9 protein-coding genes are annotated in these 13,049 nt (G+C 75.6%); 3 read left to right on the top strand and 6 right to left on the bottom strand.

The window, feature by feature from the left end; all coding sequences use genetic code 11:
* Nucleotides 1-13: 13 nt before the first annotated feature.
* Both WMF33_RS18365 and WMF33_RS18360 read right to left on the bottom strand, forming a co-directional pair.
* Complete coding sequence (locus tag WMF33_RS18365) at nucleotides 14-880, bottom strand: GNAT family N-acetyltransferase (RefSeq protein ID WP_437338338.1); 867 nt, start codon at nucleotides 878-880, stop codon at nucleotides 14-16.
* Nucleotides 881-1,014: 134 nt separating this feature from the next.
* Nucleotides 1,015-1,971: a LysR substrate-binding domain-containing protein gene (locus WMF33_RS18360; protein ID WP_437338337.1), complete on the bottom strand. Its 957-nt coding sequence runs from the start codon at nucleotides 1,969-1,971 to the stop codon at nucleotides 1,015-1,017.
* Nucleotides 1,972-2,095: 124 nt separating this feature from the next.
* On the opposite strand from WMF33_RS18360, the gene WMF33_RS18355 reads away from it, so the two are divergent.
* On the top strand, nucleotides 2,096-2,848 hold the full coding sequence (locus WMF33_RS18355) for a glucose 1-dehydrogenase (RefSeq protein ID WP_061622507.1): 753 nt from the start codon (nucleotides 2,096-2,098) through the stop codon (nucleotides 2,846-2,848).
* A 188-nt stretch (nucleotides 2,849-3,036) separates the two neighbouring features.
* On the opposite strand, the gene WMF33_RS18350 is transcribed toward WMF33_RS18355, so the two are convergent.
* From WMF33_RS18350 to WMF33_RS18335, 4 genes are all read right to left on the bottom strand, one after another.
* Nucleotides 3,037-3,582: a hypothetical protein gene (locus WMF33_RS18350; protein WP_437338336.1), complete on the bottom strand. Its 546-nt coding sequence runs from the start codon at nucleotides 3,580-3,582 to the stop codon at nucleotides 3,037-3,039.
* Between the two features lie 32 nt (nucleotides 3,583-3,614).
* Nucleotides 3,615-4,166 (bottom strand): hypothetical protein, encoded by a 552-nt coding sequence (locus WMF33_RS18345; RefSeq protein WP_437338335.1) that lies wholly within the window; start codon nucleotides 4,164-4,166, stop codon nucleotides 3,615-3,617.
* 50 nt (nucleotides 4,167-4,216) lie between these two features.
* Complete coding sequence (locus WMF33_RS18340) at nucleotides 4,217-9,016, bottom strand: hypothetical protein (protein ID WP_437338334.1); 4,800 nt, start codon at nucleotides 9,014-9,016, stop codon at nucleotides 4,217-4,219.
* A gap of 409 nt (nucleotides 9,017-9,425) precedes the next feature.
* On the bottom strand, nucleotides 9,426-10,106 hold the full coding sequence (locus WMF33_RS18335) for a TetR/AcrR family transcriptional regulator (RefSeq protein WP_437338333.1): 681 nt from the start codon (nucleotides 10,104-10,106) through the stop codon (nucleotides 9,426-9,428).
* 239 nt (nucleotides 10,107-10,345) lie between these two features.
* On the opposite strand from WMF33_RS18335, the gene WMF33_RS18330 reads away from it, so the two are divergent.
* Both WMF33_RS18330 and WMF33_RS18325 read left to right on the top strand, forming a co-directional pair.
* On the top strand, nucleotides 10,346-11,386 hold the full coding sequence (locus WMF33_RS18330; RefSeq protein WP_061629619.1) for an MBL fold metallo-hydrolase: 1,041 nt from the start codon (nucleotides 10,346-10,348) through the stop codon (nucleotides 11,384-11,386).
* 113 nt (nucleotides 11,387-11,499) lie between these two features.
* The gene (locus WMF33_RS18325; RefSeq protein ID WP_437338332.1) at nucleotides 11,500-13,014 is read left to right on the top strand and encodes a PLP-dependent aminotransferase family protein; all 1,515 of its coding nucleotides are present in this window, start codon (nucleotides 11,500-11,502) and stop codon (nucleotides 13,012-13,014) included.
* Nucleotides 13,015-13,049 lie beyond the last annotated feature (35 nt).

Below are 13,049 nucleotides of genomic sequence, written 5' to 3'. Positions count from 1 at the left end.
GGGATGGGCGCGCTCAGGCGCCGGCGAGCAAGAAGAGCCCGTAATCGCCGGCGGGCGTGAATCCGAGCGACGCATAGGCGGCGATGGCCGCGCGGTTCTCGGCGCCCGTGAAGAGGATCGCGCGCGCCGCGCCGCCGTCCCGCGCCGCGAGCAGCGAGCCGGCGACGGCCGCGCGCGCGTAGCCGCGCCCGCGCAGCTCGGGCGGAGTCCACACGCCGCCGACCTGCACGATGTCGGGCAGGCGCGCGTTGAAGAACGTGCACGACACCGGCCGTTCGCCCGCCACGAGGACGTAAGCGTCGCCGTCCTCGTGCTGGCGCGCGACCTGCTCGCGCGACGACGCGTCGAGCGCGGGGCCGGGCGACCAGCCGAAGAGCTCGACGGAGTAGGCGGCGCGCCAGCGGGCGAGCCGATCGACGTCGACGGGCTCGGAGCGGCGGCAGAGCACCTCGCCGGAAGCGAGCGAGGCGGGCACGCGGAGCGCCGAGAGATCCAGGGCGAACAGCGTCTCGCGGGCGTCGCGGGCCGCGCCGTGCTCGGGCAGGCCGAGCGCCTCGCGGGCGCGGGCGACCTGCCCGTACGGGCCGGAGACGCCGAGCCGCTTGGCGCGACCGGAGCGCTCGACGGCGGCGCGCGCGACGGCCTCCGCGTGGACGGGCGCCTGGACGAGCACGAGCCCGTTCCAGCAATGCGCGGCGACGGCGACGATGCGGTCCTGCTCGAACGCGGCCACGTAGGTGGCCTCGTAAGGTCCGCCGCGGTCGGCGAGGCCGGCGGCGCGCACGTTGGAGCGCAGGAACATCGAGCTGTCGGCGTGCTGGACGAGGAACGCCTCGAGGGCTGCCTCGTCGCCTGGCGCGAGGGTGCGGAGGTTGATCACGACAGCGCGAGGATAGCGCGCCCCGGCCTCGGAGGGGGCCGGTCTCGAGCGGCCGCTCGCCTGGAGCGAGCAGCGAGCGCGGAGAGCTGCGGTCCTGCGCGCCGAGAGCAGCACGGCCGCGCCGAGGAGCGCGCTCACATGGGCGTCGCGGCCAGCCCTTCGGGGCGACAGCACCCGCAGTCGATACCCTCCTTCATCACGTCGTCATGGATGTGGCGCGCGAGGTGCTCGATCAGCGCCCGGACCGCGGGCGGTAATCCGCGGCGCGCGGTGAACACGAGGTGGACGATGCCCTCGGTCACGTACCACTCGGGGAAGACGCGGACGAGCTTGCCAGCCCTCAAGTCCGCCGCGGCGATGTGATCGGGCAACAACGCCACGCCCAGCCCCGCGATGGCCGCCGCTCGCAGGGCGGCGAAATCGCCGCACGAGAGGCGCGGCGCGTGATGCACGACGTGCGTTTGCCCCTCGGGCCCGACGAGCTCCCACGCCTCTTCGCCGGCCTGCTCGCTCGGGCTGAGGGTCGGTACGGAGGCGAGCGCGGCGATGTCCGGCGCGCCGCCCAGGCGACGCGCGAGGGCGGGGCTCGCGACGAGGAGCCGGCGGCTCTTCGCGAGCGTCTTCCGGGTGAGCGTGGCGTCGGTGTCGAGCCTTGTGCGCACCCGAAGCGCGATGTCGATTCGCTCCTCGATCAAGTCGACGCGCCGATTGGTGGGGATGACCTGGAGGGCGACACGCGGGTAGCGCTCCATGAAAGAGGGCAGGATGGGCCCGACCAGCTCCATCATGCCCGTGGGGCAGCTCAGCCGGACGAGCCCCTGCGGCTCGCCGTGCGCCTCGGCGACGACGGCCTCCGCCAGCGCCACCTCGCTCATGACGGATCGGCAGCGCTCATAGAACGCCTGGCCCACCTCGGTGACGCTGAAGCGGCGCGACGAGCGCTCGATGAGGCGAACGCCGAGGCGCGCCTCGAGCTGCGCTATCCGCCGGCTGAGCTTCGATTTCGGCTGCCGCAGCGCGCGCCCCGCCTTCGCGAACCCGCCGTTCGCCACGACCTCGGCGAAGAAGAAGAAGTCGTTCAGATCCTGCATCGGTGATCTCTGCGTTCCGCCAGCGGAACGCAGCGTGCCACGATCGCCGGCTGGCCGCCCCCCGCTTCGGCTTTAACTCCAGGGGGCCGGCGACGTCGAGCGCCGCGATCGAGGGACGGACACCATGAGCGACAAACTCCAGGGCAAGGTAGCGATTGTCACAGGCGGCAGCACGGGGATCGGCCTCGCGACGGCGAAGCGGTTCGCGGCGGAGGGCGCGCGCGTCTTCATCACCGGGCGGCGGCAGGCGGAGCTCGACGCGGCCGTGAAGGAGATCGGCGAGAGGGCCACCGGCGTCCGGAGCGACGTCTCGAGCCTCGCCGATCTCGATCGCCTCTTCGAGGTGGTGAAGCAGCGAGGCGCCCCCATCGACGTCCTGTTCGCCAACGCCGGCGGCGGCGAGCTCGCCCCGCTCGGCGCGATCACCGAGGAGCATTTCGACAAGACCTTCGCCATCAACGTCAAGGGGGTGCTGTTCACGGTCCAGAAGGCGCTGCCGCTGCTGCGCGACGGGGCGTCGATCATCCTCAACGGCTCGACGGCGGCCTCCACCGGGTCCCCTGCGTTCAGCGTCTACAGCGCGACCAAGGCCGCGGTGCGGAGCTTCGCGCGCACCTGGGCGCTCGACCTGAAGGACCGCGGCATCCGCGTCAACGTGCTCAGCCCGGGGCCGATCGACACGCCAGGGCTGCACGGGCTCGGCGCGACCGAGGAGCAGGCGCAGCAGATCAAGGCGAGCCTCGTCGCCAGCACCCCCCTCGGGCGGCTCGGCTTGCCGGAAGAGGTGGCCAAGGCCGCCGTCTTCCTCGCCTCCGATGACAGCAGCTTCACCAACGGAAGCGAGCTCTTCGTCGACGGCGGCGTGGCACAGGTCTGAGCGCTCGGCGCCTCGCTCATGCCGGCGCGCACGGCATCGACGTGCAGCCCACGAGAGGCGCCTCGACCTCGCGAGCAACTCTCCCGCTTGCCCAGTCTTCTTTCTCCTGGCCGACGTTCGAAGGACCCGCGAGCCACGGAGCGGCGCCGCAAGGGGCCACGGAGTGGCTCGGCGGGCTCATTCGGGAGTTAGGCGGCATCAATCCACCCGCGCGCGTCGCACTCGGTGCAGGGGAGCTCGGCTCCGAGTCCGGGCACCGGTTCAACGACGCGTTCGCCGTTGCACTTCGAGCAGACGGACGACCCCGGAGGAGGCTGCGGGATCAGCTCGAGAAGCTCGACGATGCCCGTCTTCCGGGCGCCGACGATCAGCGCGGAGTGTGCGCTCAAACCACCAACCTCGACGAGCTCATCGCCGTCCCAACCACGGAGGTCTTCGAGGACGCGGCCGTCGGAGGTCAGATAGGTCATCGGTCCCATGCCGGGGTCGAGCAAGAACGCGTCGTACTTGTCTTCGACCTCGTCCTGCCAGGAGCTCATGGCCGCGACGTACCGCCCGGCCACCTGCTCGACGGAAGAAGCTCCAGAGAAGAGGTGTCGAATGGAATCGATGAAGTTGCCGCCCGTCTGCTCGCGCGGCGCGCCGGCAGCGCTGCGAGTTGCCCGCAGCTGACGTTGCTCAAGACGTCGAGCGCGCAGGCGTTCGAGCAGGGGCGGTGGGATTTGAAAGGGCATGCGAGGACCTCCTGCGGGGTTGCCGTGTCTGCCTAGCTATCCGTCGATGGGTCAGCGGAGGACCGGCCTGCTCGCGGCTGGGGCGATCGGCCGAGGGCGGGCCGGCCGTCCAGGAGGACGCCGACGACGATGCCGAGGTAGGCGCCCGCATGGATCCCGCAGCAGACGAGGTACCGCGTGGCGGCGCCGGGTGGCCACGCGCCGAGGCTCGCCTCGCGCACGCCGAACGGGTCGAGCGCCGCCATGACGGCCGGGCAGAGCGCGAGCGCCGCGGCGAGCGCCGCCACGATCCTGGCCAGCCAGGCGTGCCACGAGAACCGGTCGCTGCGCGCGGCGCGGACGAGGCCCACGCCGGTGATGAGGGCGCCGAGCGGCAGACCTCCGCGGAACCCCGTCCACGCGACCGCGAGCCGGAACGGCAAGCTCGACGCGGCGAGGCCCTTTCCGTCGAGGAAATACTCCGGAGAGATCGTGGCGGTGACCTGATCGAAGAGCGCCCCGCAGGCGCCCGCGGCCAGGGCGCCAGCGAGGATGGCGAGGTGCTCGCGAGCGCGGGTGGGCGAGGCGGTCGGGCGAGGCCGCACGGCGCCCAGGATACGATGGATGGAGGCGACGGCGGCAAGCTCGCCGGCGCTCACTCGATCACGAGCGGCCGCGCCGGGACCACCGCGCGCGGCAGCTCCTCGTGCGCCACCCGGGCCTGCGCCTCGGGCGCCGTCACCTTCCCGGCGAGCGCGAAGCGCACCGGGATCTCCACCAGCGTCGAGAGCCGCCTCGCGTCCAGGGAGGCCCGCAGCGCGAGCACGCCGTTCACCTGCCGCACCCCGTCGAGCGGCGCGGCCAGCGACACCCCGGGGGGGAGCGGGATGCGCACGTCGACCTCGATCGGGCGGCCCAGCGTGTGGCGCAGCGAGACCCCGAGCTTGCCCGTCGCGCCCGCGCGCGGGCGCTTCGGCCAGGAGATCTCCGCCTGCACGGGGCTCGCCGCCGCGGCCGGCGGTCGGCTCCAGCGCCGCAGCGCCGGGCGCTCCAGGCGCGCCACGACCGCGGGCCCCGCCACCGCGACCGCCACCTCCGTCGCGCCCGCGTCGAGCGGCACCACGAGCCGCCCCGACGGCCCGACCTCCACGTCGCGGCGCGCGCCGCCCGACGTCACCGTGACCCGCGCGACCTCGCGACCCTCGCCCCCGTGGGCCAGGAGCGCGCGCACCGCCGCGAGCGTGCTGGCCGGCGCGCCGTAGCCGCCGCGCACGTCCCGCTGCACGCCCACCCAGCCGAGGAGCCTCGCGGGCGGCGCCGCGCTCCGGCCGAGCCCGGCGGCGCGGAGCAGCGCCGCGTAGACGACCGCGCGCGCGCTCCGGTCCTCGGCCTGATCCGGCGGCAGCGTGATTCCGCCGGTCGGGCCCAGCGCCACCCAGGCGCGCAGCCGGTCCGCCACGTTCGCGGCCAGCGCTGCCCGGTGCGGCCGCTCCGCGAGCGCGAGCAGGACCCGGGCGAGCGCCACGCGATCGCCGCTCCGGATCACCTCGTCCAGCGTGCCCGTGACGAGCGCGTCCCAGCACGCGTTCACCGCGCCCCCGGCCGGCGAGGGCTCCACCTCGAGCGCGTCGAGCGCCGCCGTGGGCTGGAGCGGCTCGGGCGGGCAGCGCGCGTCGAGCTCCGGCAGCTCCTCCACCACGGCCGCCGGGGCGAAGGTGCGCGCCCGGAGCGCCGGGGGCCAGAAGCCCACGCCCTTCTTGCCGGCCCTGTACGCGAGCAGCCGGCCCACGGCGCGGCGGCCGATGTCCTCCGCGCGCGCGACGAGCGGCGCGCCCTCGCCCCCGCGCGACGCGGCCCAGCGGCCCACGAGCGCCGCGACCTCCACCGCGTCCGCCATCGCCCCGGCGGACGTGAGCCGATCGGGATCCATGGCCTCGAGCGCCGCGGCGAGCGCGCTCGCGAGGCCGCGCTCGACGACGAGCCGGGGGCGGCCGGTGAGGCGGTAGCGCTGCGCGTCCGCCGACACGCGCAGCGTGGCCGTGGCGCCGCCCTCGACGCCCTGGGCGTGGGTCAGGTCGGTGGGCTCGCCCGCCGGGCCCACGTCCCACGCGTGCACGAGCGCGTCGCCCGGGGTCCCCTGCGCCTTCACGGCGACCGCGAGCTCCGCCCGCCCCGCGCGCAGCGCCCGCACCCGCGCGCGCACCGGCGCCGCGCCCCCCGCGGGCACGTCGACCGCCGCCGCCCGGCTCCGCGTGTCCGCGAGGGCGGCCGCGCCGCGCGCCGTGAGCTCCACGGTCGCGCGGAGCGGCCTCGGCGAGCGGTTCCGGATCGAGATCTCCACGTCGACCTCGTCGCCCTCGACCCACGCGGCGCCCGCCTCCACGCGCGCCGAGAGCGGCTGCGCGGTGGGCACGTCGAGCGTGGCCGTCGCCGGCGTGGCGCCGTCCGGCACGCCCACGAAGACGAGCCGGTAGGTCGTCTCGACGTCGCCGAGCGGAACGCGCATCCGCAGCCGACCGTCCCTGTCCGCGCGCTGGGGCAGCGACCAGAAGAACACGCCCCGCGCCGCGCCGTACGAGGTCCTGGCGGCGCCGCCCAGCCTGCCGTGGCCTTGACCGAACCCCGCGCCGGAGCCCGACCCCACGCCGGACAGGCCCAGGCCGCCCAGGCCGCTCCCCTCGCCCAGCGACGTGCCCGTGAGCTCCTCCAGGAGGCTCTCCCACGCCGACACGGTGGCGTCGCCGACCTCCATGTCGAACCTCGCGTCGACAAGGCGATCCTCGCCGACCGCCCTGGCGTACGGCGTGCCCGAGCGGAGCACGCGCTCGAACGGGTCGCGCACGTCGTCGCCCGTGCCGATCCGGCCGTCGGGCCCGGGCGCGTGCAGGGCGAAGCCGCGCCGCACCGTGAGGAACGGCGCGGGCGGCGCCGTCGTCGGGGTGAACTGGATGGTGCCGCCCCAGGGATCGCGCAGGAGCGACTCCTCGAGCTGCTCGTCGCGCACCAGGCGGCGGAGCAGCGCGTTCGGATCGCGGAGCGCCGGCTCGTCGGCGTCGAGCAGCCGCTCGCGCCGGAACGCGCGCGCCGCGGCGAGGATGCGGAAGAGCTTGAGGCGGGTGACGCGGCGAGCGACGTGATCGAACGTGACCTGCGGGTCCACCGACAGGAGGTCCGCGAGCGAGAGCGGCTCGCCGCCGGGCGTCTCGGGCGGCGCATCCATGGCGGCGGTGACCAGGGTCATCAGCTCGGGGTTCCATGCATAGGCGCCGTCCGGCCCGCGGCGGCGCACGTCGCGCAGCCGCTCCGGGTCGCTGGTGGCCTCGAAGACCGCCCCCTCGAGCGAGCGGAGCACCTTCCCGAACGCCTCGTCGAGCGCCGCTTTCGCGGCGCCGGCCGGATCGATCGCCGGCGCGATGGCCGCGCGCGCCAGCGCGCCGAGCTCCGCGCGCCGGAGCGGATCGAGCGCGGGATCGCCCTCCAGGAAGGCGCCGCAGCGCTCGGGCTCGACCATGCCCTGGCAGAGCCGCGCGCGCGTGTCGAGCGCCGCGAGGCCGCCGACGCTGCCCCCGCCGTGCAGGTCCACGACGACGGCCGCGACGGTCCCCGGCAGGCCGCGGCCGCCCCCGTCGGTGAGCGCGAGGTCCACGTCGACGGCGCCGCGCGGAGCCGCGCGGCCGCCGGCGATGCGGGCCTCGAGCCGCGGGAGCACGCGCGGCGCGACGAGCACCGCGCCGCCGGCCTGCCGCGCGGCGGCGCCCTGCCGGGGGGCGGCGGCGCTGAGCGTCCAGACGCCGGTGGCGCCCTCGGGCAGGCCGAGCGCGCCGCCCTCCGGACCCCCGGCGATCCAGGCGCTCGCCGCGCGCGCCGCGCTGGCGGAGGACTGGACGATCACGCTCCAGCCGGCGGCGTCCGCGGCCCTGCCGCCCTCCGGCCGCCGGCCGGCGCGGGCGTCCGCGCCGCCGGCGTCGATCACGCGGAGCGCGAGCGCGTCGCCGGCGCGGGCGAGGAGCCGCTCGGGCCGGAGCAGCGCCGTGGCCTCGCGATCGACGGAGACGCACAGCGCGAACGGCTCGCGCCGCGACGCGAGCGCCGGGAGCTCGCCCGCGGGCCGCACGCGCACCGCCGCCGCGACGCCGCCGGCGCACGGCCCGACGTTGCGGAAGGCCCCGAGGTCGGCGGGCGCGTCCCAGGCCACCTCGGCCTCGCCGTACGCGTCGGTGGTCACGGTGGCCTGGAGGCGGTCGCCCTCGACGGTGAAGGTGCCCTGCACCGGCTGCCGCCGCGCGTCGCGGACGCGCAGGAGCATGCGCTGCGCGGCGCCCGGGACGATCGCGCCCGCCTCCGGGAGCAGCTCCGCCTCCGAGGTGGGGCTCTCCACGGAGACGGTGGCCTCGCGCTCGAGCTCGTGCCCCTCGAGCGAGGCGCGCGCGACGAGGCGCAGCGTGGTCCCCACGCCCTGCACCACGGTGGTGGGCGCCGCGGCCGCGCCGCGGATCTCGCCGGCCGCGTCGGTGCGCGCGGGCGCGGTGAGCTTCTCCCACGCGGCCTTGTCCTCGGGCGGGCTCGTGCCCTTCGGCCCGGTCCAGACGCGCACCGGCAGCCCGGCCACGGGCTGGCCGGCGCCGTCGCGGATCCGGATCACGTAGGCGGCGCGGTCGCCGGCGCGCAGGTCCTGCTCGGACCACTCGGCCAGCATCTGCGGGGCGCCGGGCGTCTCCTCGCGCGGCGAGAGGGAGATCTGCGCGGCGTTCGAGGAGGCCCCCGCCGCGCCCCGCGCGCGGGCGCGGAGGACCCAGCGCCATCCGGGCTCGTCGATCCAGGGGACGGGCACGCGCGCCATGGCGACGCCGGCGGCGTCGGTGGTGACCACGGCGGTGTGCCGCGCGACGCCGCCCTCGAGCAGGCTGACCTCCACGGGGACGCGCGGGGCCGGCTGCCCCGAGGCCTCGCTTTGCACCGTGATCCACGCCGACGTCGCGCCGCCCGGCACCACGCGCGCGTCGGGGACGTGCAGGTCGACGTGGAGCGGCGCCTGGCGCTGCACGGTGAGGGTCCGGGTCCGCTGCCGATCGCCGGCGCGCACGCCGAGCAGCAGCCGGAGCTCGCGCTCGGGCCCGTCGGGGATGGGGACGTCGAGGTGAGCGCGCCCCTTCGCGTCGGTGGTGACCCGCACGGGCGGCGGGACGGCGCTGACCTTGCCGAGGTGCTCGGGATCCCAGGTCGCCTCCACGGTGGCCGCCTCGAGCGGCCGGAGCGTGACCGCGGTCGGGAACCCGAGCGCGAGGACCTGGACCGGCAGGGCGGCGCCGGGGGCGCCGCGGTCGGGCGCGTGGACGAAGAGGTCGAGGCCGCGGGCGACCGCGTCGCGGTGGTCCGTGGCCGCGTCGGAGGTCGCGGCGGCGCCGAGGGCGGCGGTGATGAGGAGTCCGGCGAGCGGGAGGAGGGGCCTGGGCATCGGTGGCGTTCGACAGGGCCGAGGGGAGCAGGTTCCTGCGCTGCGCGGCGGAGCGGATGGCCGGCGCGGCGCGAGCGGGCCGGCGCGGCGTTCGGCGATGGGCTCCGGCGCGGCGGATGTAGGCGCAGGTGCGCGATGCACAGCATCACCAGAACAATTCGATCCGGACGCTGCCCGGAGTCACCGGATTGAATTTCAATTCTCCGGGGAGGGTGTCGACAACCTCAGGGTTGAATTTCAATTCTCCGGGGAGGGTGTCGACAACCTCAGGGTTGAATTTCAATTCTCCCGTGAGGCTCTCCCAAAGCTCACGACGCCGGAGCCCCGCCCGCCGCGGGGGCGGCCATCGCCCCTGCCCTGCCCTGCCTGTCGCGCCGACGAGGAGGCCCCTCATGCCCCTCGCCGCACGTCATCGTGTCGTGCCGCGCGCCTTGCGCGGCCGGCCGCCCTCGGCGCGAACGCCCGGCGATCTTTCCTTCGCCCCCTTCTCTCGGTCATCCCGCTGCGGCAGGCACATCACCCGCGCGGCGACGGACATGCCCTCGACGAAGGTCTCGCGCGTCGCGGCGCCGTACTTCAGGCCGCGCGCGGCTGCGTACAACGTCTCCGCGAGCTGCCGCGCGGTGACGCCCGCGGGCGCGTAGGCGGCCACGAGCCCGGAGGCGCGCAGGGCCTCCTCCACGGCCTCGACGAACTGCCCCTCACGCTCGTCGACCGTGGGGCCGACGAGCTCCTTCGTGGCGGCGTGGAGATCCGCCGCGTCGGACCCGAGCGCGCCCACGAACTGGCCCACCCACGTGTCGAACGCGGCCACGAGCCGCTCCTCCAGGGGGCGCTCCGCGTCGGCGAGGGCGGCCGCGGCGGCGGCGAGCGCCGTGTCGAGGAAGTACGCCACCGACGCGCGAAAGAGCTCCTCCTTCGTGGCGAAGTGGAGATAGAGGCCCTGTCGCGAGACGTTCGCGGCCCGCGCCACCTCGTCCATCGACGTCTTCCGGAAGCCGAAGCGCAGGAACACCGTCAGCGCCGCGTCCATCAGCTTGCGGCGGCGCACGTCGTCGGCGGGCCTGTCGGTGGAGCTCGCTTCGCTCACGAGGATCGAAGTTGCCAGCAAACGCTTCAATCGTCAATGTCAAACTTGACAACCTGAGCTCCAGTTGTAAACATCGTCCTGTGCGCCCGTTCGGCCGTCCGCCTCGTGCGGTCAACGGGTCTTCGGCGCCCTGCGCGATGCCCTCCTTCTGCGTGGCTCGGCGTGGGCGCCGCGCTGGTCACCATCGCCGTCGGACTCTGGCTCACCAGGCGCCGCGCCCGGCAGGAGGTCCTCCCTTCATGAATGATTCCCAGCGTCGCAAGGGGCTCCGACTCGAGAGAGCGCGCGCCTCCGCTCAGTTCAAGGGCGGCCGGTTCCAGAACCCGTCGGGCGCCGGCCCCGGCATGAACGGCTCGGCGTTGCCCGTGATCGGCGAGTACTTCTTCGGTCGCGGCCAGCGGACGCCGCCCGGTCCCCTGCCCCTCGCGCGGCCTCACGAGACCTGGGCGCGGCGGAGCGCCACCGGCCTGCGGGTCACGTGGCTCGGCCACAGCACCGTGCTGCTCGAGATCGACGGCCGCCGCGTCCTCACCGATCCGGTGTTCGCCGAGCGCGCCTCCCCCGTCGCGTTCGCGGGCCCGATGCGCTTTCACCCCGTGCCGGCGGCGCTCGACGAGCTGCCGCCGCTCGACGCCGTCCTCCTGTCGCACGACCATTTCGATCACCTGTGCGCCCCCACCATCGAGGCGCTCGCCCGCACGCGCGTCCCCATCGTCACGGCGCTCGGCGTGGGCGCGCACCTCGAGGCGCTCGGCGTCGACCCGGCGCGGATCACCGAGCTCGATTGGCACGAGGGCGCGGAGGTGGGCGGCGTTCGCTTCACCGCCACGCCGTCGCAGCACTTCTCGGGGCGCGGGCCGACGAGCGGCAACAAGACGCTCTGGGCCTCCTGGGTCATCGAGGCAGAGCGGCGCAAGGTCTTCTTCTCCGGCGACACCGGGCTGTTCCCCGAATTCGCGGACATCGGCCGTACGCACGGCCCCTTCGACCTGGTGATGCTCGAGGTCGGCGCGTACCACCCCGCGTGGGGGGCGATCCACCTCGGCCCCGAGAACGCGCTGATCGCGTTCCAGATGCTCGGCGGCGGCACGCTCCTTCCGGTCCACTGGGGCACCTTCAACCTCGCCCTCCACGACTGGAACGAGCCGGCCGAGACGTTGCTCTCCCTGGCGGCCGAGCGCGGCGCGCGCGTCGTGACACCGCAGATCGGCGCGGCCTTCGAGCCCGATCACGTCGACGCGCCGACCCCGTGGTGGCGCGCCGTCGCCGGCGCGCGCTGACGAACGAGGCGGTCCCGCGCGGCTCCCCTTCGCGCGAGCGCTGCCGGCGGCGAACCGCGCCTCGGTTGACAGATCCCGGGCGGCGGGGCATCGAGAGCTCGGGGGCGGGCGCCATGGCTCCGCGCCCCTCCGGCGCAGGCACGGGCGGCGTGGCGGTGACCCGAGAACTCGTTCTTCAGCTCGGCGCGGCGGGTCAGGGGCCGCTCTTTTTGCAGATCGCGCGGGCCGTCGTCGAGGACATCGAACGGGGCCGCCTGCGCCCAGGCGAGCGGCTGCCCTCCAGCCGCAAGCTCGCCACCCAGCTCGGCGTGCACCGCAAGACCGTGGTCGCCGCGTTCCTCGAGCTCGCGCGCCAGGGGTGGATCACGAGCGCGCCCGCCACCGGGACCTACGTCTCGAGCGACCTGCCCGCCAAGCTGCCCCCCTTCCGCCGACGGGCCCTCGCCGACCGGGCCGGGTTCGACCTGCCCGGACGCCCCTTGCCGGCCCCGTCCTCGACCCCGCGCGCCGGCCTGCTCCTGCTCGGCGGGGTGCCCGAGCTCGGCTTCGTGCCCAGGCTGGAGCTGTGCCGCGCCTACCGCCGCGCGCTGCTCGGCGCCGGGGCGCGCGCGCTGATGGACTACGGCGATCCCCGGGGCGAGCCGCGCCTGCGCCGCGCGGTCGTCGAGCTGCTGACCCGGGCGAGGGGCGTGCGGGCGAGCGTCGCGTCGGTCAACATCGTGCGCGGCAGCCAGCAAGGCCTCTACCTCGCGGCGCGCGCGCTGCTCGAGCCGGGCGACTGCGTGGCGATCGAGGCGTACAGCCACCCCGCCGCCCGCGGCGCGCTCGAGCTCGCGGGCGTGGAGCTCGCGCCCGTGCCGCTCGACGGCGAGGGGCTCGACGTCGCCGCGCTCGAGGCGCTCTGCGCGGCCAGGCGGGTCAAGGCGGTCTACACGACGCCCCACCACCAGCTGCCCACGACCGTCACCTTGACCGCGGCGCGCCGCGTGCGCCTGCTCGAGCTGGCGCGGCGCCGGCGCCTGCTCGTGCTCGAAGACGATTACGATCACGAGTTCCGCTACGAGGGGCGGCCGGTGCTGCCCCTCGCGTCCGCCGACCGCCACGGGGTGGTCGTCTACCTGGGCACCCTGTCGAAGATCCTGGCCCCGGGGCTGCGGCTCGGCTTCGTCGTATCGACCCCCGACGTCGCCGAGCGGATCGCGGCCTACCGGGCCTTCGTCGACCACCAGGGCGACCACGCCATCGAGCGCGCGGTCGCCGAGCTGCTCGAAGACGGCGAGATCGATCGGCACACGCAGCGGGTCCGGCGCGCTTACCGCGCCCGCCGCGACGCGCTCTGCGAGGCGCTCGCGCGCCACCTGCCCGGGCTCGAGTTCGCCCCTCCCTGCGGGGGCATGGCCCTCTGGGCGCGGGCCCCCGGCGTCGACGTCGACGCGTGGGCCCGGCGCGCGCACGCGGCGGGCGTCTCCTTCCAGCCCGCGAGCCATTTCGCGCTCGGTCGATGGCCGCTCGACTTCGCCCGCTTCGGCTTCGCCGCGTGCGACGAGGCCCAGCTCGCGGACGCGGCGCGGCGGCTCGCGCAGACGTTGCCGAAGGCGCGGTCGAGGCCCGCGGGCGATCGCCCCTGACGCGCGCCTCGCTCCCCGCGGCGCGCGGGCGACTG

Origin of the sequence: Sorangium sp. So ce394 (assembly GCF_051474665.1) — a bacterium.
Taxonomy (GTDB): Bacteria; Myxococcota_A; Polyangia; order Polyangiales; family Polyangiaceae; genus Sorangium; species Sorangium cellulosum_D.
Note: the sequence above shows the minus strand (reverse complement) of the source record. Positions and strands in the feature narration are given on the sequence as shown.